The 22,068-nt window shown below is 68.7% G+C and carries 18 protein-coding genes and 2 pseudogenes; 5 read left to right on the forward strand and 15 right to left on the reverse strand.

Features of this window, described 5'->3' with window-relative positions:
- Window positions 1-167 precede the first annotated feature (167 nt).
- The 7 genes and pseudogenes from ACWD5O_RS34570 to ACWD5O_RS34600 form a co-directional block, all read right to left on the reverse strand.
- On the reverse strand, window positions 168-296 hold the full coding sequence (locus ACWD5O_RS34570; protein WP_357236143.1) for a hypothetical protein: 129 nt from the start codon (window positions 294-296) through the stop codon (window positions 168-170).
- Between the two features lie 30 nt (window positions 297-326).
- Window positions 327-461 (reverse strand): annotated as a pseudogene (locus ACWD5O_RS34575) (IS256 family transposase); the annotation flags it as partial.
- 36 nt (window positions 462-497) lie between these two features.
- The gene (locus tag ACWD5O_RS34580) at window positions 498-2,801 is read right to left on the reverse strand and encodes an IS256 family transposase (protein WP_450087882.1); all 2,304 of its coding nucleotides are present in this window, start codon (window positions 2,799-2,801) and stop codon (window positions 498-500) included.
- 78 nt (window positions 2,802-2,879) lie between these two features.
- Complete coding sequence (gene ltrA / locus ACWD5O_RS34585) at window positions 2,880-4,349, reverse strand: group II intron reverse transcriptase/maturase (RefSeq protein ID WP_450087883.1); 1,470 nt, start codon at window positions 4,347-4,349, stop codon at window positions 2,880-2,882.
- A 579-nt stretch (window positions 4,350-4,928) separates the two neighbouring features.
- The gene (locus ACWD5O_RS34590; protein WP_354968683.1) at window positions 4,929-5,348 is read right to left on the reverse strand and encodes a transposase; all 420 of its coding nucleotides are present in this window, start codon (window positions 5,346-5,348) and stop codon (window positions 4,929-4,931) included.
- Between the two features lie 101 nt (window positions 5,349-5,449).
- Entirely contained in the window at window positions 5,450-5,875 is a 426-nt protein-coding gene (locus ACWD5O_RS34595; protein WP_450087884.1) for a DUF6069 family protein, read from the reverse strand.
- A 38-nt stretch (window positions 5,876-5,913) separates the two neighbouring features.
- A complete protein-coding gene (locus tag ACWD5O_RS34600; protein WP_450087885.1) occupies window positions 5,914-7,266 on the reverse strand; it encodes an FAD-binding oxidoreductase in 1,353 nt (450 codons plus the stop codon).
- A gap of 47 nt (window positions 7,267-7,313) precedes the next feature.
- Between ACWD5O_RS34600 and pdxR the strand changes: the two genes are divergently transcribed.
- The 4 genes from pdxR (at window position 7,314) to ACWD5O_RS34620 (ending at window position 14,937) form a co-directional block, all read left to right on the forward strand.
- Window positions 7,314-8,732, forward strand: coding sequence for a MocR-like pyridoxine biosynthesis transcription factor PdxR (gene pdxR, locus ACWD5O_RS34605; protein ID WP_450087886.1), 1,419 nt, complete (start codon window positions 7,314-7,316; stop codon window positions 8,730-8,732).
- Between the two features lie 127 nt (window positions 8,733-8,859).
- On the forward strand, window positions 8,860-9,393 hold the full coding sequence (locus ACWD5O_RS34610; protein ID WP_450006049.1) for an MOSC domain-containing protein: 534 nt from the start codon (window positions 8,860-8,862) through the stop codon (window positions 9,391-9,393).
- Window positions 9,390-12,416, forward strand: coding sequence for a S8 family serine peptidase (locus ACWD5O_RS34615; RefSeq protein ID WP_450087887.1), 3,027 nt, complete (start codon window positions 9,390-9,392; stop codon window positions 12,414-12,416). Before ACWD5O_RS34610 ends, ACWD5O_RS34615 begins: the two co-directional genes overlap by 4 nt.
- An 88-nt stretch (window positions 12,417-12,504) precedes the next feature.
- Complete coding sequence (locus ACWD5O_RS34620) at window positions 12,505-14,937, forward strand: ATP-binding protein (protein ID WP_354968678.1); 2,433 nt, start codon at window positions 12,505-12,507, stop codon at window positions 14,935-14,937.
- Window positions 14,938-15,250: 313 nt separating this feature from the next.
- Here ACWD5O_RS34620 and ACWD5O_RS34625 read toward each other — a convergent pair whose 3' ends face one another.
- Both ACWD5O_RS34625 and ACWD5O_RS34630 read right to left on the reverse strand, forming a co-directional pair.
- Window positions 15,251-15,577 carry a hypothetical protein gene (locus ACWD5O_RS34625; protein WP_354968677.1) on the reverse strand — a complete coding sequence of 109 codons (327 nt, stop codon included), beginning with the start codon at window positions 15,575-15,577 and terminating at the stop codon, window positions 15,251-15,253.
- A 32-nt stretch (window positions 15,578-15,609) separates the two neighbouring features.
- On the reverse strand, window positions 15,610-16,314 hold the full coding sequence (locus ACWD5O_RS34630; RefSeq protein ID WP_450087888.1) for a DUF4396 domain-containing protein: 705 nt from the start codon (window positions 16,312-16,314) through the stop codon (window positions 15,610-15,612).
- Between the two features lie 154 nt (window positions 16,315-16,468).
- On the opposite strand from ACWD5O_RS34630, the pseudogene ACWD5O_RS34635 reads away from it, so the two are divergent.
- Window positions 16,469-16,564 (forward strand): annotated as a pseudogene (locus ACWD5O_RS34635) (FGGY-family carbohydrate kinase); the annotation flags it as partial.
- A 67-nt stretch (window positions 16,565-16,631) separates the two neighbouring features.
- On the opposite strand, the gene ACWD5O_RS34640 reads toward ACWD5O_RS34635, so the two are convergent.
- From ACWD5O_RS34640 to ACWD5O_RS34665, 6 genes are all read right to left on the reverse strand, one after another.
- Complete coding sequence (locus ACWD5O_RS34640; RefSeq protein ID WP_450087889.1) at window positions 16,632-17,054, reverse strand: hypothetical protein; 423 nt, start codon at window positions 17,052-17,054, stop codon at window positions 16,632-16,634.
- 283 nt (window positions 17,055-17,337) lie between these two features.
- Window positions 17,338-18,285 (reverse strand): DNA-3-methyladenine glycosylase family protein, encoded by a 948-nt coding sequence (locus ACWD5O_RS34645; protein WP_450087890.1) that lies wholly within the window; start codon window positions 18,283-18,285, stop codon window positions 17,338-17,340.
- A gap of 29 nt (window positions 18,286-18,314) precedes the next feature.
- The gene (locus ACWD5O_RS34650; RefSeq protein WP_354968674.1) at window positions 18,315-19,283 is read right to left on the reverse strand and encodes a GNAT family N-acetyltransferase; all 969 of its coding nucleotides are present in this window, start codon (window positions 19,281-19,283) and stop codon (window positions 18,315-18,317) included.
- 200 nt (window positions 19,284-19,483) lie between these two features.
- Window positions 19,484-20,734, reverse strand: coding sequence for an MFS transporter (locus ACWD5O_RS34655; RefSeq protein WP_450087891.1), 1,251 nt, complete (start codon window positions 20,732-20,734; stop codon window positions 19,484-19,486).
- Window positions 20,735-20,824: 90 nt separating this feature from the next.
- Window positions 20,825-21,205 carry a nuclear transport factor 2 family protein gene (locus ACWD5O_RS34660; protein ID WP_354968671.1) on the reverse strand — a complete coding sequence of 127 codons (381 nt, stop codon included), beginning with the start codon at window positions 21,203-21,205 and terminating at the stop codon, window positions 20,825-20,827.
- Window positions 21,206-21,729: 524 nt separating this feature from the next.
- Window positions 21,730-21,912 (reverse strand): hypothetical protein, encoded by a 183-nt coding sequence (locus tag ACWD5O_RS34665; RefSeq protein ID WP_354968670.1) that lies wholly within the window; start codon window positions 21,910-21,912, stop codon window positions 21,730-21,732.
- Between the last annotated feature and the right edge of the window lie 156 nt (window positions 21,913-22,068).

Genomic DNA, 22,068 nt, shown 5'->3' on the forward strand with positions numbered 1-22,068 from the left:
TGCGACTGCCCGTCCGATTCGGCCATGAAGTCAGGCTATGGGCCGGGTGTCGGCCGGGCGGACAAACCGACAGGCACCGCGGTGTCGTGGACCACGAGCCGCCGGCTGAGCCTCGGCAAGGGAGTGTGTCGATTTCCGTGTTTGGGCCTGCGGTGTGATCGAGGTTGTTAGATGGCGATCCGGTCGCCGTAGGCGAGGATCAGGGCGTTGAGGGCCTTGGCCCAACCGTAGACCCGGCCGGTGATGCTCCCGCCGCCCTTACGTTTCTGCTGGACGACGAGGTAGAGGACCTTCATCGCGGCCTGCTCGGTCGGGAAGTGCCCGCGCCGTCGGGCGGCTTGCCGGAACCGGGCGTTCAGGCTCTCGATGATGTTGGTGGTGTAGAGGACCTTGCGGACCTCGTGGTCGTAGAGCCTGTCGCAGAATGGCGATGGCTGGCTGGCGGGCCAGGCTGGCTTGATCGCGCCGTCGGCCGGGGCTGGCCCCGGGCTGGCGCGTCAGGCTGCTGCGGTGTGGATTTTGCGGATGTTGTAAGCGGCGGCTGCGAGGTTCAGTTCGCTTCGGGCGGCCGCGATTCCTCGTCGGGAGAATCTGTCCAGGATGGTCTTGAGGGTTCCGATGCTGGGTTCGACGGTCGCGCCGCGTCTCTTGTAAGCCTTGGCGCCTCCAGGGGTCCTGAGTCGGTGAGCCATCGCCTCTCGTGTAGTCGCGCCAACAGGCGGCGGACCATCGGTAGGTGAACGCGACGCCGCCGTGGCCTGCTCGCGGCTCTTGCCCAGGGCGATGAGCCGGTCTGGTCCGGGCGCATTGAGGTTGCTGTTGCTGCAGTAGCCGGCGTCGGCCAGTACGACTCCGATCTGATGATCGGGCAACCCGGTTGCCTGGTGCACCGCAGCGGCAGCGGCGACCGCGGCGGTCATCATCGGCACGAACGATCCCATGTCGTTGGGGTTCCGGTTCACATCGACAGCAGCGATGACGTGGTCGCTGGTGACCGCGACCTGCGCGTTGTAACCCTGGAGGAACCCGCGACGGGTAGGCATCACCCGCGAGTCCGGATCGGTGATGTTCGCAACGGTCTTCGGCAGAGATTTTGCGGGAGCCTGGTGATTGCCAGCCGCTGTCGCCGCGGTTTCGGCTGCAGCGACGACCCGGCGGGCTCTCACGATCCGGGTGTGTTCTTCGGTCGGGACAGGCGGTGCACCCATCGGCTTCTTCCCCGCAGCGATCAACGCGGCCCTGCGGTCGAGCTTCGCTTGATGGTCGCGCAGTTCGCGCTCCAGATGCGCCCTCGCCTCAGCAAGCCGCAATGGCCCATCCGGGATCCGGCCGCGCACCGGCTGACCAGCTCGTGATGCCTGCAGTCGAGCCTGGGCTGCCATGTTCCTCGCGTCATTGTCGGCCTCCAGACGCTGCTGCTGCTCAGCCAGTTCCGCCGCCGCGCGCCGAATACGCTCCGCCCGGCCCGACCGGTCAGCCAACGCTCTGGGGACACGGTCACCGTTGGACTCGCCGCCGCCGCGAGGCGCTTGCGCGTTCTCGCAGGCATCGACGCCCGCTGCTTCTGCGACGATGCTGGTGACGATCTGCGTAGCCTGCTGGTCGAACCAGTCCTGTCCCCGGTTCGCGTCGATCGACGCGTTCGCAGGGATCTTGGTGCCATCGATCGCGATCGTGCCGAAGCGGGCAAGCCCTGCCCGCGCCGCGATCATCAGCACCTGTGTGAACAACCCAGCGAACGCATCCTCGGAGCCCGCCCGGAACCGTGCGATCGTCGCGTGATCAGGGATATCTCCGGCGCAGAGGACCTTGAACGCGACATCGGCGTGACAGAGCCGCTCGACTTGCCGAGACGAACGCACTCCTCGGCAGTATGCGTAGACCAGAAGAGCCAGCAGCGTCCGCGGGTCATACCCGGCGGCGCCGACCCCACCACGGCGACGAGACGCCTCGAACGCGGAGACGTCGAGCGTCTCGACGACATCGAGGACGAACCACACCAGATGATCCTGCGGCAACCAATCCCGCATGTCCGGCGGCAGCAGAAACACCTGATCACGCAGTACAGGACGATAATCGCGGGCCATGCCCGATTCTTTCAGAACCGCCGCTGACGACCCCGCGGGACACGGCATTCTGCGACAGGCTCCGTAGTCCAGGAACGGCACGAACTGCGCCCAGGAGGTCCGCCAAAGCCGGATCACGGCCGGATACTGGGCGCCGAAGTCGGCGGCGAACGTCTCGAAACGGGCCTCCGCAGCCGCGACGGTGGGGGCGGTGTAGATCTCCCGTAGGGCGGGGGTGATCTTCTGCCAGTCCTTGCGGTTGGTGAAGCGCAGGCTGGCCCGCACGAGGTGCACGACGCACTGTTGGTGCACCGCCTGCGGCCAGGCCTGCTCGATCGCATCGGTCATGCCCTTGAGGCCGTCGGAGCAGACCATGAACACGTCCTCGACACCGCGGTTGCGTAGCTCGGTGAGGTAGCCGGCCCACTGCTTGGCGCCCTCACCGCCGGTGCCGGCCCACATGCCCAGCACGTCACGTTCCCCGTCGAGGCTGATACCGACCACGACGTAGACGGGCCGGTTCGCGACCTGCCCTTGGCGGATCTTCATCACGAGGGCGTCGATGAACACCACCGGGTAGATCCTGTCGAGAGGCCGTTGCCGCCAAGCTTCCATCTCGTCCAGGACGCTGTCGGTGACCCGGCTGACCAGCTCCCGGGACACGTCGGCGTCATACACATCCGCCAGATGGGCGGAGAGTCGAGTCGGCCCGCAGCGCGGTTCCGGTGTTGCCACCGGCCCGTTTCTGCGGACCGCTCGCCGAACCCGCCGTGCGCCTCTCAACGCAACGGGCTCTCCACGGTTTTTCTGCCGTCAGGCTGGTTCCGTTGTTGCCCAAGGGGTGGGGATTCTGCTGCGACGGCGATACCGAGTAACGGCGGTCGACGCGATGTTGTGCAGTTCGATCCCGTCCGCCGCTATGGGACGCCACCCGGTCGGGGTGCGCAGCCAGCGGTGAACGTCCTTCCATCTCCAGCGTCGTTTGGCCTTGACCCAGCGAACAACTCGCCACCAGATGAAGTAGGCGAGCCGGTCGAAGGTGTGTTTGGCGACGGCGTGCCGGAAGTAGTTGGCCCAGCCACGCGTGATCTGGTTGATCCGGATCAGCGTTTCTCCCAGGTCCTGCTGTGACAACCTGCGTGTCAGGGCACGGATCTTGTCCTTCAGTGACCGGACTGGCCGGTCACCGATGAACGTGTAGACGTGCCACTGGTCGCGGGTGCCCATCTTGCGTCTCCACCGGATGCGAAAGCCCAAGAAGTCGAACCCATCGGCCATGTTCACGATCCGCGTCTTGGACGGCGACAGTCGCAGTCCCAGCGGAGCGAGCACGGCCGTGACCTCCTCGCGCAGCGCCTCGACGTGATCTCGGGTGCCGAACACCATGACGACGAAGTCGTCCGCATAGCGGACCAGTCGCCACGTCGCCTGACCATGATCACGCCGGTAGTGGCGCCGATTCTCCGTCGACATCCGCCCGCCGGGCTTCCACTCGCGGTGAAGGTGCTCATCGAGCACACTCAACGCGATGTTGGCCAACAGCGGTGACAGGATGCCCCCTTGCGGCGTGCCGGTCGGGGTGTCGCGTTCCTCGCCGAGCTCGGTGAGGACCCCGGCCTTGAGGAACGCCTTGACCAGCGCGAGCACACGCTTGTCCTTGACCCGATGCCGCACCCGGTCCATCAGGGCCGTGTGGTCGATCGCGTCGAAGCACGCCTCGATGTCGGCATCCAGCACCCAGCGGTAGCCTCGGCTGCCGAAGAGGTGGATGTCGGCGATCGCGTCGTGTGCTCGCCGGTTGGGCCGGAACCCAAACGAGACCGGCTCGAAATCCGCCTCGAAGATGGGTTCCAGGACGAGTTTCAGGGCGGCCTGCACGACCCGGTCAGCAACGGTCGGGATGCCCAGCTTACGGACCTTGCCCGACCCACCCGGCTTGGGGATCTTGCGTTCCCGCACCGGCTGCGGACGAAACGAACCGTCCTTGACCGCCGACCTGATGCCGTCCAGGAACGCCGGGACGCCAACCTCCCGCTCGATCCGGGCGACCGTGAGGCCGTCCGAACCGGCAGTACGCGCCCCGGTATTGCCCGCGACCCGCTCGAACGCCACGATCAGCGTCGCCGGGTCGTGCACGAGGTTAAACAGGTCGTCGAACCTGCGGCCAGGATCAGCCGCAGCCCAACGGTGAAGCTTGGTCTGCATCCCCGATACCCACCCGAACCCGTCCTCACGGACGTGTTCCAGTGGGGCGCCGCCGTTCGGTGGCGCGTCTTTCGGCATTACAGCGTCCTTCCTCCTCGAAACCGCTGCCGTCCTTCCCCATGTGGTCGGCTTTCCCGACCTCGGAGTACTACGACGGCTCCGCCCCGCCCGACGCGTTCAGCAGACGATGTGCCTATCCCGACCATCGGGCCGGCTGCCCGCCGTCGGAAGCCGTCGCCGGACGGTTCCCGTGTTCACTGCTGGATCGCTCATCGAAGGAGGCACCCGACTTTGTCCCCGCGGCATCGCCACGGCTACGCCGCAGACCTTCACCATGGCCTCCCTGCGGAGGTGAAAATCCCCGCCCAGGAGTTCCCCGCCCGTCATGAAAGAGCAGGTGCGCACCGCGACCGGCCCAGATCCGCCAGGTTCGAGCCGGTGACCCCTTAGGAGACGTAAACGCCGGTTCCTCGCGTATGCCTTTCCGATTCGCTTGCCGGACCCGCACCATCTGGCAGTGCTGACGCATCCCGGCGTTGTCAGGGCCGCTTGCCACCCTCCCCGGCACCTCCCGGATCAGGCTGCCCCCAGCTTCATCAGGCCGCTGCGACGACCCGACGGAGAAGGTCTCTCACCTCCCCGCGATCCAACAGCGCCTCACGGCGCACTCTCCCCGGTGGTCAACCCTTTGGCATACAGCGACAGGATCGCCTCGTTGAACCCATCCAACCGGCGGGCATGCTTCGGCGCGATCCGCGGAGCGAATGATCCGGCCCGGTCCCGCGGCACCTGGATCCGCACCGGACCCACCTCGGTCTGCACCGTCTTCGCCCCGTGACCATTACGCACGTTGGCCCGCCGGCCAGTCGTCTCATCGACACCCGCCTCGTCAAGGTGGGCATCCAGTTCGGCGTCGAGCGCTGACTCGAGGACGGTCCGGGTGATCCCGGCGAGGAGCCCGCCTGGCCCCACCAGGGACACCCCGTCGGCCTTGGCCCGCTCGACCAACTGCTGCGCGAACTCCACCACCGCCGCCGTCGGCCGCGGAAGTGGAGCAGCGTTCTTCTTGTCTGCCATGACGTGGTCCTTCCCGGACAGGATCAACGTCCTGTCCAACGGACCACACCCAGGTCAAACACGGAAACCTACGCAGTCCCGGGTGCCGTGACGAACGAACGTCAGATAGCCAGCCGGCGGGCGATGACAGGGATCACGATTGCGGCAGCGACCAGGTGTGCGAGCACGAGCGTGCACTCGATGGCGAGATTGGCGTTGACCAGGAACGGTGGTACGAGCGACAGCGCGGTGAGTGCCACCGCGGTGCTGACCCAGGTGCGTGCCGGCTGGGACGCCCAACGGCGGATCGCCAGGGCGATGAGGATGCCCACAACGCCGAAGATGAACGTGAGCTGCGTGAAGCCGACCAGCGGAATCGACGCGCCGCTTTCGGGTAGCTCGAAATCGACGCCGACGGCCATGGCGGTGGCCGCGACGGCCGTCACGGCGACGGCGGCGGCAGCCGCTGCGGCCAGGCCCGGCAGGAACAGGCGGCTGCGCTGCTGGCTGTGGGTGCTGAGCTGAACGTTGGGGCCGGTGGAGGTCATGAGCATCCTTTCCATCTGTCGGCATTCTCGGTGCCGGCTCAGGCGTGGCTGGGCCGGATGTTGTGGTTGAGGTGAAAGATGTTCTGCGGATCCCAGACGGTCTTCAGGGCGGTCAACCTGGCGAGCTTGGCGGCCGGATATGCACGGCGTAGCCCGCGTTGCCCCTCGTCGGCGGCGAGCGAGTTGACGTAGACGCCGTCGGCGTACGGGTCGAGCGCCGCTCCGGCAGCGCGCGCCGCCGCCATCCGGGTGTCGTCCTCGGATGGCTCCGTCCAGCGGGAGCCGGCGCTGAACTCGAACGTGGTGCCGCGGTGGCTGAACGCGGCGTCGGCGTCCGCGACGTCGGCGATGGCGCCGCCGTGCGCCTGCAAGCCGACGGTGGGCAGGTAGGTGCCGGCGTGCAGGTCCGACGCGCCGCGCAGCAGTAACGCCTCGATCGCGGCGGTGGGGAACTGCCGCAGGTAGTGCGCGCTGGAGTACCGGCGGTAGGCGTGGCCGCCGGTGGTGTCGTCACGTTGCTGGAGTTCGAGGTACGACGGCGTGGTGACCCGCTCGGCGACCGGGTGCCCGAGCGCGCGCATCGCCGGCAGCAACCGGCGACCCTGCGCCGCGTCGCCGACCCAAACGAAGCCGACGGTGGCGATCGGGCCGATGGCCGTACTGTGAACATCGGCGGTGAAGGTCGCCTGCCGCGGTGCGACGGCGTTCAGGTCCCGCCAGCCTTCGAGCACCGGCACGGCGTCCTCGGCGCGGAAGTCGAACTCGGCGACCAGGGTCTGCGTTCCGGTGTGATGCAAGTCGAAGTCGAAGTCGGTGACGATGCCGAAGTTGCCGCCCCCGCCGCGCAGGCCCCAGTAGAGGTCGGGGTTCTCGGTTCGGCTCGCGGTCACAACGTCCCCGTCGGCGGTGACCATCGTGTAGGAGACGACGTTGTCGCAGGCCAACCCGTGTTGGCGGGCGAGCCAGCCCATGCCGCCGCCAAGGGTCAGGCCGCCGACCCCGGTGTGCGAGACGTTACCTGCGGTCGTGGCGAGGCCGTATGACTGCGACGCCCGGTCGAGTGCGCCGAGCAGCGCGCCGCCCTGGACCCGGGCGCGCCGCCGGATCGGGTCGACCCGAACGTTGTTCAACGGGGTCAGGTCGATCATCAGGCCGTCCGCGGGGACGGCGAGGCCGGCCACGTTGTGCCCGCCGCAGCGCACCCCGATCTCCAGGTCGAGTTCGCGAGCCAGGCGCACCGCGGTCACCACGTCGGTGACGCTCGCGGCCCGCGCGATCATCCGCGGACGGCGGTCAATCATGGCGTTCCAGATGGTGCGGGCCGCGTCGTAACCCGGGTCGCCCGGGGTGAGGAGGCGGCCGTCGAAGCGAGCGCTGGTCACTGTGGTCATACGTCTGAGCCTGACGGAAATCGGTACACCCGGTAAGGTCCGATTGCATGGGCCGAATCAGGACCAATTCCAGCACGGCGCAGGACCTGCTCATTGATGTCGACCGGTCCGCGGCCGAACCGCTGCACCGGCAGATCGCCGCCTCGATCCGGGGCAGCATCCGGGCCGGCCGGTTGCGTCTCGGGACGTCCCTGCCACCCACCCGCACCATCGCAGCCGATCTGGGAGTGTCGCGTGGCGTCGTGGTCGAGGCCTACCAGCAACTCGTCGCCGAGGGCTACCTCATCAGTCGGGCTGGCGGCTACACCCAGGTTGCGGTCGAGCCGGTTCCGCCGCCAGCGGATCGCCGCGCCGGGGATCGGTCGGCGGCCCGGATCGACTTCGGGTACGGCCGCACCGACGTGTCGTCGTTCCCCCGGGCCGCCTGGCTGCGTTCGGTGCGTACGGTCCTCACCACCACGCCGAACGAGCGCTTCGCCTACCTCGACGGGCGTGGCGTGCCCGAACTGCACACGGCCCTGACCGACTACCTCAACCGGGTCCGCGGCACATTGGCCCGCCCGGAGAACGTCGTGATCTGCAGTGGCTACGGCCAGGGCGTCGCGCTGCTGATCCAGGTGCTCGCGGCGCGCGGCGCCCGCCGGCTGGCCGTCGAGGACCCATCCGCGGACGACGACGCCCGCCGCGTCGCGGCCGCTGCCGGCCTGGAGGTGATCGGCGTCCCGGTCGGGCCGGACGGCATTCTCGTCGAGGAGCTCGAACAGACCGACGCGGACGCCGTCGTGCTGACGCCCTCGCACCAGTGGCCCACCGGCGGGGTCCTGTCGGCCACCGCTCGAGCCCGGGTGATCGGCTGGGCGCAGCGTCGCCGCGCCGTGGTGATCGAGGACGACTACGACGCGGAGTACCGCTACGACCGCTCGCCCGTCGGAGCCATGCAGGGGCTGGCGCCCGACACCGTCGTGTACTGCGGCACAGCGAGCAAGACCCTGGCGCCAGGGCTGCGCCTCGGCTGGCTGCTGGCGCCGTCACACCTGGTTGACGAAATCGCGGCGGCCAAGGTTCTGGCCGACCGCGGCTCTCCCGTCATCGACCAACTGACCTTCGCCGACTTCCTTACTCGCGGCGAATTCGACCGGCACCTGCGGCGAATGCGCCCGGTCTACCGCCGCCGCCGCGACGCACTCCTGGCTGCGCTGCGCACACGGCTGCCCGACCTGGAGCCGGACGGTGTCGCGGCGGGCCAACACGTCGTAACCTGGCTCCCGCACGACCTCGACGAGGCTGCGGTCGTGGCTGCCGCCGCCCGGCACGGACTGGTCGTGCAAGGCGTCTCCCGGTACCGATTGAGCCCTGCCGGACCCGGCGGGCTTATCTTCGGCTACGCCACCCTCACCGAACGCGCCATTACGAACGGAGTGGAAGCCCTTGCCGACGCGGTCGCAGAGGTCCGTGCGCACATCTGACCCGAGCCGTTCGCTACGGAGCATGACGGAGGTTGTGGTGTGGGATGTCCGCCCGTGCCGCGAACCGAGGGCTACGCATTGGCACCGCCGAACTCGTTGATGGTGGTCGCAGTGTCACGCCCCGGTCTTGCACCATGATGAGGGTCCGGTCAGCCTCATCACGACGGCTGCGCTGCGCCGGCTGACGGAGCTCAGCGGCGGCGAACCTGGCGGCATGGGCGTCGACCCGCTGCGGTTCCGGGCCAACCTCCTGATCGACATTCCCGGCAGCGGCTTCCCGGAAGAGGGCTGGCCGGGGCGGCGGCTGCAGGTTGGCCCGGACGTCGTCCTGCGGCCGGTCCGGCCGCTCACTCGGTGCGTGATGATCGACATGGCACAGGATCGGGCGGTCGAGCGGAACGATCTGCTCAAGACCCGCCACCGAGCTTCTCGGCCCGGACCGGCGGGCGGCTGGGCTCTGGAAAATGACGCGAAAAGTACCCGCGATGTTACGAGACTGTTTCCAAGATTGCCGGCAGGTAAAAGTTTCTCCTGGAAGATCGCCGCCGCTCCTACGTTTCGGCCACCGCCACCCCGCCGTGGCGGCCGGCACCGAATGTGGAGGACGACGTGCCACGACCGAAAACACCCCCGCCCGGACGGATCAGGCGCGCCCCGGTGAGCGTGCTGGCCACCGTCGCGCTGATCGCGGCAGGGCTGGCGACCGCGCCAGCCGGTGCCGCAGTGGCGGCAACGCCGACCAGCAGCGGACCGACCGCCCGCTACCTCGTGCAACTCGCCGAGCAGCCGTTAGCCACCTACACCGGCGGCGTAGCCGGACTGGCCGCCACCAAGCCGACCGGCGCCGGCCGGCTCGACCGCAGTTCCCACGCCGCCACGGCGTACCGGGAGCACCTGCGTCGGCAGCGCGACACGGTACTGGCCGGCGTGAAGATTCCCACCAGCCAGGCCCGGGCCGCCTTCGACACCGCCTTCAACGGCTTTGCCGTCGAGCTGAACCACTCACAGGTGGCCCGGCTGCGCGCCACCCGGGGCGTGACCGCGGTGTATGAGGACCAGAAGGTGCACACCACGACCTCGCACACCCCCGACTACCTCGGTCTGACCGGGCAGGGCGGCGTGTGGCAGCAGCAGTTCGGCGACGTCGCCCACGCCGGTGAGGGCGTCATCGTCGGGGTCATCGACAGCGGCTTCTGGCCGGAGAGCGCCAGCTTCGCCGCGCTGCCCACCCCGCGCCCGGACCAGGCAACCATCGACGCGAAGTGGAAGGGCACCTGCGACGTCGGTACCGAGGCGCCGGTCACCTGCAACAACAAGGTGATCGGGGCCCGCTGGTACAACTACAGCGGGTTGGCCGATGTGTTCTCCGACGAGTACCACTCGCCCCGCGACCGCAACGGTCACGGCACCCACACCGCGAGCACCGCCGCCGGCAACCACGGCGTACCGGCTTCGGTCGGCGACCAGTCCCTGGGGACGATCTCCGGCATGGCGCCGGCCGCGCGACTGTCAATCTACAAGGCCCTCTACGACACCGGCGCCGGCTCGGCGGCGGGTAGCAGCATTGACATCGTGCACGCCATCGACGACGCGGTCGCCGACGGCGTCGACGTCATCAACTACTCCGTCGGTGACGACAACGAGAACTTCACCGCGATCGAGCAGGCCTTCTTCAACGCCGCCGCCGCTGGGGTGTTCGTCTCGGCCGCGGCTGGCAACGCCGGCCCCGAGGCCGGCACCGTCGACAACTCGACCCCCTGGGTGACCACGGTTGCCGCGAGCACCACGGACCAGCAGTACAGCCGGACGCTCACCCTCGGCAACGGCACGACCGTAACCGGTGTGGGCGTGGGCGGCACCGCCGCCGGGCCGGCACCACTGGTTTCGGGGAAGGCCAGCGCGCTGCACCCCGACACCCCGCAGAACGCCGAACTCTGCACCGACGGCGAACTCGACCCGGCCAAGGTCACGGGCGCGATCGTGTTCTGCCGGCGGGGGGTCATCGACCGGGTTGCGAAGAGCGCCGCCGTGGCGAAGGCCGGTGGTATCGGCATGGTGCTCTACAACGACGCGGCCAACTCACTCGACCCTGACCTGCACTCGGTGCCCACCGTGCACATCTCCAACACCGACGCCCCGGCCGTCGCCAGCTACCTCGCGGAGGGCAACCCGACGGCGACGATCTCGGCGGGCCAGTTGACCGCGGTCGAGGCGCCCCAGATCGCCGGGTTCTCCTCGGCGGGGCCGTCGTACTTCAACGGCGGCGACCTGCTCAAGCCGGACATCAGCGCGCCCGGCGTGGGCATCGCCGCGGCGTTCTCCCCGGCGCTCGGCGGGCAGGACTTCGCTCTCGAATCGGGTACGTCGATGGCGGCCCCACACATCGCCGGCATCGCCGCGCTGCTGCGGGCCCGGCACCCTGACTGGTCACCGGCGGCGATCCGCTCGGCGCTCATGACGACCACCGTGGACACCACCGACAAGGGCAATCCGATCAAGCTCGGTGACGCGGACGCCACGCCGTTCAACTACGGCGCCGGTGAGGTCCGCCCGGGCGGCGCGTTCGACCCGGGCCTGGTCTACGACTCCAACCAGCAGGACTGGCAGCGATACCTGTGCGGGCTGGCTGCGAAGGGCTCCCAGGTACCCGACGACGATTGCGCCACGACCGGTGCGATCGAGACGAGTCAGCTCAACTACCCGTCGATCGCTATGGGCAACATGGTCGGAACCCAGACCGTCACCCGCACCGTCACCAACGTCAGCACCAAGAAGGGCACCTACACCTCATCGGTGCGGGCGCCCGCCGGCTACCGGGTCAAGGTCACCCCGGCCAGACTGAACGTGCTCCCGGGCCGGACCGCGACCTTCAAGGTGCAGATCACCAACGAGGCCGGGGCGGTCGACGCCTGGGTTGACGGCTCCCTGACGTGGCGGGACAAGTCCCAGCACCAGGTCACGATCCCACTGGTCCTGAAGAACACCGGGCTGGTCGCGCCCGACCGGATCGCCGGCACCGGCACCTCCGGCAGCTTCTTGATGACCGCGCAGGTCGGCTACCGGGGCACCCTGGCCGCGCAGCCGATCGGGCTGACCGCCGGCACCAGCACCACGACCACCCTGCGCGGCGACGCGCCGATCTGGGACTGGAACTCGCCGGACAACCTGCCGGTCCCCATGCCGGCGTCGCTATACCGGGGCACGGTGCACGTACCCGCCGGCACGGTCAACGCGCAGATCGTCGTCACCGGGGAGAAACCGCTCTGCACGGACATCGACTGGAGCGCAGACCCGCTGCCGGCGTGTGGCGACTTCATGTTCTATGTCTACGACAGCACCGGCAAACTCGTCGAGTACAAGTACGGCACCGGAGACGGCGCCAACATAGTGCTGCCCGGCGCCGGCGACTACACCCTGATCATCGAGCAGTTGTACACCCTCAACACACCAACTGGTCAGGGCGTCAACACGTACACCATCACCACCCTGCTGCCCGGCGCGCCCGGCACCTCGGTGGGCCGGCTGACCGTCAGTCCCAAGCAGGTCAGCGTGATGGCGGGCGCGACGGTGAAGCTGACGCTGCGCTGGTCCGGGCTCACCCCCGGTCGCCGGTACATCGGCGTGGTGGTGCTGAGCAACGGTAAGGAGCCGTTGAAGACCCTGCCGATCACGGTGCGGTCGTAGCTCCTAATCCCCGCGGCCGGACGGGCCGGCGGTGTGCCACAGGTCACCGCCGGCCCGCCCGGCCGTCCACCGGATCAGGTCCGGATGATTGGCTGCCCGCGCGAGCGGCGACGGGCGATTTGACGGGCACGACACGTGGGGCGGGTTCGAGTCCCTGGTCCGCCCTGGACGCCTGCGCGGACCCATCGAGTTCGTCGGCCGGGCGGCCGAGCTGGCGACGCTGCGCCGCCTCATCGAGACGCCACCCTGTTTGGTCCTGCTGGAGGGCGAGCCCGGCATCGGCAAGAGCCGGCTTGTCGCGGAGCTGCTCACCGGCTACACCCGACGTCGGTTGGTCGGCGAGTGTGACGACGTGCCGGAGCCGTTCCCGCTCGGTGCCCTGCTCGACGCCATCCGGACCGGTGCCGACGAGCTGGGCCCGGTCAACCCGGTAGCCGGCGCGCTCGCCCCGCTGCTGCCCGAACTGGCAGACCGGCTGCCCCCCGCACCGCCCCCGCTGAACGACCAGCCGGCCGAGCGGCACCGGCTGCTCCGTGCGGTCGCCGCGGTGCTCACCGCGCTCACGCCCGCCGTGCTGGTGCTCGAAGACCTTCACTGGTCCGACCCCGCGACCTGCGAGTTCCTCGCCTACCTCGGCGCCCACCCGATCGCCCACCTGGCCGTCGTGCTCACCGCCCGGCCCCCGGCCCCCACCGGCGGCACGCCCATCCACGACGCGCTGGCCCGCACCCCGCCGGGGGCGGTGCGGCGGATCGCGCTACCACCGCTGAGCGCCGGCGACGTACGCGAGCTGGCCGCCCGTACCTTGCGGCTGGCCGACCCGCCGCACCGGCTCACCACCACACTGCTGAACCGCACCGCCGGCATCCCGTTCGTGCTGGAGGAGGTACTGCGTTCCCTCGCCGAACGGGGCGGCGATCCGCTCGCCGACGACACGGTCCCCTTCGTACTCCGGGACGTGCTGCTCTGGCGGCTGCGCTCGCTCGACGAATCCACCCGCGCGGTGCTCGGCGCCGCCGCGGTGCTCGGCCTGGTGCCGGACAATCGAACCCTCGCCGCAGTGCTCCGCCTCCCCGGCGACGCGGTCCGCGCGGCGCTGGATGCAGCGCAGCACGCCGGCCTGCTGCACGAGGCCACCGACGGGCTGCGGTTCCGCCACGACCTGGCCCGCCAGGTGGTGTACGACCTGCTTTCCCCTGGCACCCGGCAGTGGCTGCACCTGCGTACCGCCCGCGTGCTGGAGCAGTCGCTGCCCCGGCCGGTGGCGCAGCTCGCCCACCACTACCGGCTCGCTGGCAGCGGCGCCGACTTCGTCCGCAACGCCGAAGCCGCCGCCGACCTGGCCACCGAACGCGGTGATGACGCCACCGCCGCCCGGTTCCTGCTGCAGACCATGGACCTCGCCGAACTGCCTCGTCCGGTGCGCGTCCGGCTCGCCGCGAAGCTGGGCCGCTCAGCCATCGACGGCCTCAGCCAGGCACCCGTGATCCCGGTCCTGGAGCGGCTGCTCGCCGACCGGCACCTGCCGCCCGGCGCCCGCGGCGAACTGGGCCTGGTGCTCGGGCGGATGCTGCGGCAGCAGGGCGAGGAGCTGCGCGGGTACACCGAGATTGAACGGGCCGTGCCGTACCTGCGCGCCCCACGACGCCGGGCGCAGGCGCTCGCGGTGCTGGCCGCGCCCGACACGGTGGTCGGCCGGCACGTGCGCGACCATCTGGCCCGGTGCGCGGCGGCGGCGGAGGAAGCGGCGGCCAGCGGCGACCCGGTCGCCCACCTGGAGGTGCGGATCGCCCGCGCCTCGCTGCTGCTGGAGCTGGGTGACCCGACGGCCTGGCTGGTCATCGACGAGATGCGCGCCTCGTCGGTCCTCGCCGACCGGCCCCGCGAACACGTCCGCGCCTGCCTGAACTGGGCCCAGGGCGCCCTGCACGCCGGGCACCTGGACCGGGCCTCGGCCCTGGCCTCAGCCGCCCGGCGGCTGATGGAGGCGACCGAGTACGAGCGGCTGCTCGGCCTCGTGGAGGTGACCGAACTGGCGCTCGACCGGGCCGCCGGGCGGCTTGACGGGCTGGCGGACCGCCTCGCCCGGCTGGCCGCCACCCCGGAGCGGATCCCGTTCGCCGGGCTCGACGTCCGCGCCGAACTCGCCACGGTCCTGGCCTGCTCGGGATCCCCGGCCGCGGCGGAGCGCCAGTTCCGGGACGTGATCACAGAGGCCCGGCGGGTCGGCGCGATCCTGCCGCTGGTGCAGGCCAGCTCGGGGCTGGCCCGCCTGCTGCTGCCTGACCGGCCCGACGACGCGGCGCGGCACGCGCTCGACGCAGTTTCCCTCGTCCGGGACAAGGGCATCTGGGCCTGGGCGGCGGAGGCGGTCCTCGTGCTGGCCGAGGCCGCCGTGACCACGGGCGAGCCGGGACGGGCCGCGCCGATTGTCACCGAACTCGCCGCCGGCATCGAGGGCCGTGACGCGCCGGTCGCCCTGGCCAACCTGCGGCGCTGCCGCGAACTGGTGCCTGCCTGACCGCTACGGCGCGGTTGGTCGGACCGCGCCGTCGAGCTGTGCCGCGACCACGGGGGAGCCCTGCCGGAGCCGCCCAGGGCGCGCACGGCGTTCGGCATCTCGGCGCGCCGTACCGGATTGGTCTCGTGGTGTTCGATGTGGGCGATGTGGCGGTGCCTGAGCTCGGCGAGGTGGGCGACGATCAGGCCGGCGCCGACGAAGTCGTCGTCTGCGACGGTGTCGTAGACCGCCGTGTCCGTGCCGGCCGACGACGACGCTGGGTATGGTGCGCCGCCGTGCCCGTCCGGGAGACGAAGGCCAGGCTCTGGCGTGGCTACTTGCGGACCCGGCCGCCGTCGAGGCGCACGTGGCCGCGCTGGTCGACACCGCCACCGACGTGCTCCGGTTCCTCGTCGCCCGTTCGGGCGGCGAGTCGCTGATCGACCGGCCCCGCATCGCCCCGGTGTCCCGCCCGCTGCGCCGGGTGCTCCTGGCCGCCCTCAACCGGATCGGCGCGGTACATCTGGTGGAGGACATGCGCCGGCACCGCCGGGCGTGGATCGTCGCTGGCGAGCGGCTGCACCCGGGCGAGTACGCCCACCGGTGGCCCGCCGTCGCGCTGGCGTTCGCCGTTCTGCGCGACACCGAGCTCAACGTGCACCCCTCCGCCCCAGGACGTCGGCGCATCACCACCTACTGCGGCGTGCCCAGCATTTCCGTTTTGACGCCGCGGCGGATCAGCAACAAGGTTGGCGGCCAAGCGGCGAAGAACCCGATGATCAACCCGACCTGGATAATGAGCCAAAACACCGGACTACTAGGCCGCAGGGTCTCGTGGAAAACAAGAAAATGCATTAGCGCCAGCCAGCCTAATAGGGCGAACTCGAAGACGGACACGGTCAGCAGGTCGGTCCTGAAAAATTTCCGCATTGCGGCCCACGTTCTTCGACCACCTGTGTGAGCCGCAGTAGAGTAGCGAAATGCAACGCCTACGGCCACTGCGCCTATATAGTCGCCGACGACTTCGGGCCACAGGGTGCTGCCGAATATCTCGAGGCCAACGCCGTAGGTGATAGGCGTAGCAATGATGACACCCAGAGTACAGTGCGTCGCACAATGATAAGTTACGATTATCGTAGGAGCGTGTCGCGACATCCTGGGCGGTTTGCCGTGCCGGTTCAGCCACCGGGGAGACTGGGGTCTACCCCACTTTCTGTAGGCCAGGACGGCTGCTGGGCCAAGGTAGAGGGCGGTTGCCGGCCAGACTATCTCCATGACCTTGACCGGCTGACGATATCCAAAAACAAGTTGGTCAACAACGACAACGGCGGTGCTGGCCAACCCCACAAAGAGCACAGCCCACGAAAGCATCATGAGCCACGTCGGTTGCACAATCATCTCCGTTCGCTCTAGGGCACTCGACAAGAACCGACTCAAAGCGCATCCAGTACCGGCCGACCTGCTCGACAGCTTCCTCGCCCACACCGGCCTGACCCTCGAACCCAACTCAACCTAACCATTCAAGATCTGTAGTCACGACCCGAAACCCAGGCTGGAATGCCTCAAGGTCGACGGCGGCGTCACCGCCAACGACCTGTGCATGCAACTGCAGGCGGAAATCCTCGGCGTGCCGGTCAGCCGCCCGGTGGACGGTCCAGCTCACCCTCGACTGGGTCGAGGTCGACTGACCGCACCCGGCTTCCGCAGGGTCACTGTCAGCGCCCGGTGGATTGACCCGCGCCGAGCAGCCGCTTGATCTCTGCGGCGGGCCGGATGGGCCGGTGCGACGGCCAGGAAACGCCGCAGCGTCTGCTCCGCCTCGGCCGACCGGCTGTTCCGCTGCGCCAGCCCCAGCACCAGCAGGCTGTCGGGGGAATCTGGCTCGCGGGCCAGGACCTCTCGGGCGGTTCGTTGCGCGCCGCCGCCGTCGCCGGCCCGCAGCAGCGCGAAGGCGAGCCGCAGCCGGATCCCATCGTCGGCCGGTCCCGCAACGCCTCCTGGTACATCTGCGCCGCGGCGTCGTACCGGTTCTGCGTCTCGAGGTCGTGGGCGAGCTGGAGGGCGACCGCGACCGGGTCCGCCGGGGCCGGCCGGGCGGGCGGGTCGAGCCGGTCTGCGACGACCGCGACGGACGCCACCACGCCCACCGACGCCACCCGCCGCGCGCCCCGGGCGTCCGGTTGCCAGGGCGCGGCGGGACGGGCCCTGGCCCGGGCCCGTCGGAACTACCTTCCTGACCGCCCCGGGCGAAGTCACAGCGAGCCCGATGGAAGAGACGCATGAGATGCGGCCCGCCGGGCAAGATCATACAACAGGGATCTGCTGCACGAACGGATCTGTTGAACGAAGGGTTGATGGCTTTACCGTTTCCGGTTCGACCGCAGCGCGTGCCGATGCGTGGGCGGTTCGGCCGCGGAGTCGTCAGTGGACGCGGTGGTCCTGGATCGTGATACGCGGGCCGAATCGGGGTTTGCGGAATCCGCTGGCGGAGATGAGCCGCACGATTCGCTGCCGGTGCCCACGCCACGGCTCGAGCAGCTCGAGCATGCCGTCATCGTCGACGGGGCTGCCGGTGAGCGCCCAGCCGACCTCCATTGCGAGGTTGTAGTCGCCGACGCTCACCGAATCCGGATCGCCGTGGGACCGCTGGGTGGTTTCGGCCGCTGTCCACACGCCGACGCCGGGGATGCTGCGCAGACCGGCGCCGACGCGCTCGTCTCCGGCGTCGAGACTTGCCAGACGATCCACGGAGGCGGCGACTCTGCTCGCGGCGATGGCTGTGCGGGACTGTGACGGCTGTACACCGGCCCGGTGCCAGGCCCAGGATGGGATGAGGCTCCACTCCTGCGCGCTCGGCGTGACTCGCAGACCGTGCGGCGCCGGTCCCGGCGCGGCAGAGCCGTAGCGGACGACGAGGTAGCGCCAGGAATGGTGCGCCTGCCGACCGGTCGTCTTCTGCCCCAAGATGGCAGCGACGAGCGCGGAGAACACGAGTCCAGTTCGAGTGAGGTGCAGGCCGGAACACCGGCGGCGTACCTCAGCGAGCCGCGCGTGACCGGAGAGGTCGAGCCCGCTCCAGTCGTCGCGCGCGCCAAGCAAATCCGGTACGGACGTTCGCGCCCACTCGGCGCCGTCTCCCCACGCCCGGATCCGGAACGCACCCCGATCCGCACCCGCCCCCATCTGGACGTGCAGCGTCGCGGGGCCGTCGGGGGTGCGCACCGCGCGCCAGAACCCATCCGGCGTTGAGAGGAACGTGGGGTCGCTGTCACCGGAGAAGAGCGGCCGCACCGTCGCCCGCAGGTCCACCTCGTGGCGAGGCCGGTACACGTCCTCGTGGACGAACTCGGGGTCCGCGTCGAGGGGCATGATGTGAGCGTTGAGTCAGCGAGGGTAGCTCAGCCGAGGTCGCGTTCGAACGCGGTGAGCTGCTCGTCGTCCTGGCCTCCCACGGGTTCGTGCTTGGGGTACGCGCCGGAGCCGGGATGGATCTTATCGATGAGGTCGGTGTACTCCGGGTGGCGGGCAATGAACTCACCCACGACCGGGCAGATGATAGTGATTTTCTTCCCGCTCTCGCGGATCTCGTCCAGGACGCGAGAGACGAGTTCCGTGGCTACCCGATGGTTGCGGTAGGCGGGATCGACCCAGGTCGTCAGCAGAACGACACGGCCGCCCACGAACCGGTACGGGAGCTCGGCGATCGCTTCGGCACCGAGGGTGGCGATCCATCGCCCGTGCTCCGCGTCGTTGATGACATCGAGCTCCCAGCTGGACTCCACCTCGCTAAGACCTGACTTGTCCAAAGCGGCGATGATCGCCGCGTTGTTCTCTTCACGGGCGACCGCCTCGGCCTCGAGATTGATCGTCATCGTCACACTTTCTGTCGGGGAGCTAATAGGTGGGTTTAGGACCGGTGTGAACCCTTTGGTCACTCCCGGGTGCGCAGGGTCGATGAGGTCGGCGTACTCGGGGTTGTGCTCGATGAAGGTGCGCACGATCGGGCACAGGATGGTGACGGTCTTGCCTTGCGCGCGTACGTCGTCCAGGACGCGTCGGATCAGTTCGGTGGCGATGCCCTGTTTGCGGAACTCGGGGTACACCAAGGCGGCCAGCAGCACGAGTCGGTCGTCGCCGGCGACGTTGTAGGTCAGCCCGGCGATCTCGCGGTCGCCGACGATGGCGTCGTAAATGCCGGCTTGCTCGTCGTTGACGACGGCGAAGTCGAATGCGGGGGCATGGGGATCATCGAGCACCTCGTCGATGAGGACGGCCTGGTCCTGACCGAGGGTGCCTTCCTCGTCGGGGTGTCCGGCCTCGTCGGGGTACTCGAAGGCGTAGCGGGTCGGCTCGGCTGGGCCGGTCATGGGGGTGCCCCTTCGTTAATGGTCATCAGATCGGTCCCGGGTCGCGGCGATAGTCGTACTCGTCCAGCCGCATGTCGTCGACAAAGGCGTAGGCGCAGCTATCGACGTACTTCCCGCGATCGATGGGCGTCGACGAAAACGGTCAGCGCCCCGCTCACGGCCGAGTGAGGTCTGGATGACGGTGAGGTTTCGTCGCATGATTACTCACCGTGCTGGCTGTTCTCGGCCGTGTCGGTGTGCGCGTTGCGTGCGGCGATGGCGGTGAACAGGGTGGCGATGAGGGCAAGTGCACCGTAGCCGAGCGCGATCTGCGGCAGCGAGAAGGTGTGGGAAAGTCGGCCGGCGATGAAGGCCGGGATCGTAGCGCCGCTGTAGCAGAGTAGGTAGATCACGCTGAAGATCGGTGCCCGGTCGGCCAGTGTGCTTCCGTGCAGCAGACCGCGAGTGGCGGCGCTGATGGCGATCCCTTGAGCGGCGCCGGCGACGATCGTTGCGGCGATGAACAACGCCAGTGTGCCGGTGGCGATCGCTGTGATGATGCCGATCATTCCGGCCAGGAAGGCGATCATGCCGAGACGTTGGGCTGCCGTTGTTGTGAACCGGCCGCCGAGGGGAGCGCCGAGAACGCTGGGACCCATGTAGGCGGCGAACACCAATCCGACGATGAGCGGGCTGCTGGTGTGGAGCTGATCCTCGACCAGCGCAGGCACGAACGCTTGGTAGAAGGCCCCGGCCGCCCAGGTGGCCAGGAACACCGCCGCCGCGACGGGGAGCAGATGCCTGACCCGGGCCGGCACGTAGACCCGGGGTCGCAGCGATCGCCAAGCACCCGGCATCCGAGTCACGGTCTCCGGGCTGACGGCAATGAGACCGACAGACAGGAGGAGAAGGCCGATGACAACCAGGAAGATGAGGTCGCGTGGCCACGGCCCGAACTGAACCAGGGCGCCGGAGGCGATGGCGCCGACGGCGAGGCCAAGCATGACTGTCTGGCTGGAGGCGACAGAGGCCAACCACGCAGGCCTGGCGGGTGCGGCGTCGACGATGTACGCAGTGAGGCTGCTACTGGCCAGCCCGGCACCAAGGCCCATCAGGAGCCGGCCGGTGATCAGGATGCCGATGCCGTGCACGTTCAACAGCAGCACACAGCCCAAGAGGAGCAGGACGAGGCTGGCGATCGAGGTGGGCCGTCGGCCCAGATGATTGGACAGTCGCCCCAGCACCAGCAGCGTGGTCAGAGTGGCGGCGGAGTACGCGACGACAGTCATCGAGATGCCGGCGTTGGTGAACCCGTCCTCGGCCCGATAGATGTTGAAGAGCGGGATCGTCGAGCCCACAGCGGCAAACGAGGCCACCAGGGAGACCACCGCAGATATGAAGGTCAGCCGGAGCGTTCTGCCCCGGCCGGCCACGTTGGTCACTGCTGCCGTGTTGAGCATGGAGCTGCGCATTTCTGTTGTCCTGAACTATCCCTTGGTTCCCGTGTGGTCCCTACCCGAGTGCAGAGATGTCTCGCGACCAGGAGCCTCGTTCGACCGGCGTCAGGCGCCCGGAGCGATCGCGCAGGCTGAGACGCAGACCCAGGTGCCCTCACGCTTCTGGTACACGTCCGTGTACAGAGCTTCCTGCTCCGCGCCGTCCGCGATCAGGGTGTAGGAGGCGCGGCCGTGGATCAGAGCAACGTCGCCGAGGATGCGGATCTTGGCCTCACGCAGCGCGAGATCCTTGAAAGGGCGCGGCTTAGCGATGTACTCGAGGTACTCGTCGCGGTTGCGGGTGACACCCGGTGTCTGCACGATGAAATCCTCAGCAAGAAACTCACTGAAGCGCTTGGCATCGCTGGCCTGGTCCGCATTGTTGTAGTCAAGGTTGAGCTGCTCGAGGATCGCCAGATCTTCGGTGGACTGCGTGGTGTCATTCATTTTCTTGCTCCTTCTGTGTGTGGTTCGACGTTCGCTGTAGGTGGGCACAACGAACGGCGTCATGGTCCGACTGTTTAGTGTCGGTTTGCGGCGCCGTCTTACCTCAATGTCACGATCTCGCCCCGTTGTGCGGTTCATCGGCGACGAACGTGAAGCCGCGGGTGGTCATGTCCGTGCACCGACGCTCAGTGGCCGAAAGGACAGCTCGGGCGGACACGATCCCGATCGGTTTCCATCAGCCGCGCCTTCCTGTAGATCCTGGTAGTGACGGTCCAGATACGCGGATCCAGCAGCATCCGAGCCGTAGTCTGAGTGGAGGCTGTGGCCGGGCGTATCACCCCGTGACCGAGTACCTACGCAGGCTAGCCTGCGCGGACTAGATGGTCCAACCTGTCGCTCGTGGCCAGAACCGCCCAGACCTCGTGAACCATCACCTCGGGGTGTTTTGAGCTGTGCTTAGAGACGGTTAGGACCAAGGCGCCCCCAGCTGAACTCGCTCCACGCCAAACCCAGAGACGGACTCATCAGTCCGTTAAGGCTAGGGTACGCCGTCGTTCACGCATCTGGGCGGCGACGGTGTAGCGGAGTCGTCCGTGCTCGTCGAGGCGGCCCAGGAGGAGCGTCTCCGGATTGGCGAGGCTGGGGGTGACGCCGCCGATGATGGCCTCGGTGGTGTGGTAGGCGCGGTACTTCTGCCTTATCTGCACCGTCAGGCCAAGGGAAGTGACGGGTGCCTGCGCACGAGCCACCTTGGCGCCTCGTCACGTCGGGTAGCGCGCGGATCGCGGCATAGAAAGACGTTCTGCGTGTCGATGTAGGACGTAGGAACGTCCCCCTGATGCGCTTGTCGGGCTTGGTGTCCC

The sequence above is a fragment of the Micromonospora sp. NPDC005161 genome (genome assembly GCF_053599855.1).

Excerpts from the sequence above, each read along its gene's own strand:
- ACWD5O_RS34595 (WP_450087884.1), bottom strand. The coding sequence starts at position 5,875 with ATGACCTCCACCGGCCCCAACGTTCAGCTCAGCACCCACAGCCAGCAG.
- ACWD5O_RS34650 (WP_354968674.1), bottom strand. The coding sequence starts at position 19,283 with ATGACCGGCCCAGCCGAGCCGACCCGCTACGCCTTCGAGTACCCCGAC.
- ACWD5O_RS34660 (WP_354968671.1), bottom strand. The coding sequence starts at position 21,205 with ATGAATGACACCACGCAGTCCACCGAAGATCTGGCGATCCTCGAGCAG.
- ACWD5O_RS34645 (WP_450087890.1), bottom strand. The coding sequence starts at position 18,285 with ATGCCCCTCGACGCGGACCCCGAGTTCGTCCACGAGGACGTGTACCGG.
- ACWD5O_RS34655 (WP_450087891.1), bottom strand. The coding sequence starts at position 20,734 with ATGCGCAGCTCCATGCTCAACACGGCAGCAGTGACCAACGTGGCCGGC.
- pdxR (WP_450087886.1), top strand. The coding sequence starts at position 7,314 with ATGGGCCGAATCAGGACCAATTCCAGCACGGCGCAGGACCTGCTCATT.
- ACWD5O_RS34570 (WP_357236143.1), bottom strand. The coding sequence starts at position 296 with ATGAAGGTCCTCTACCTCGTCGTCCAGCAGAAACGTAAGGGCGGCGGG.
- ACWD5O_RS34630 (WP_450087888.1), bottom strand. The coding sequence starts at position 16,314 with ATGATTGTGCAACCGACGTGGCTCATGATGCTTTCGTGGGCTGTGCTC.
- ltrA (WP_450087883.1), bottom strand. The coding sequence starts at position 4,349 with ATGCCGAAAGACGCGCCACCGAACGGCGGCGCCCCACTGGAACACGTC.
- ACWD5O_RS34600 (WP_450087885.1), bottom strand. The coding sequence starts at position 7,266 with ATGACCACAGTGACCAGCGCTCGCTTCGACGGCCGCCTCCTCACCCCG.
- ACWD5O_RS34590 (WP_354968683.1), bottom strand. The coding sequence starts at position 5,348 with ATGGCAGACAAGAAGAACGCTGCTCCACTTCCGCGGCCGACGGCGGCG.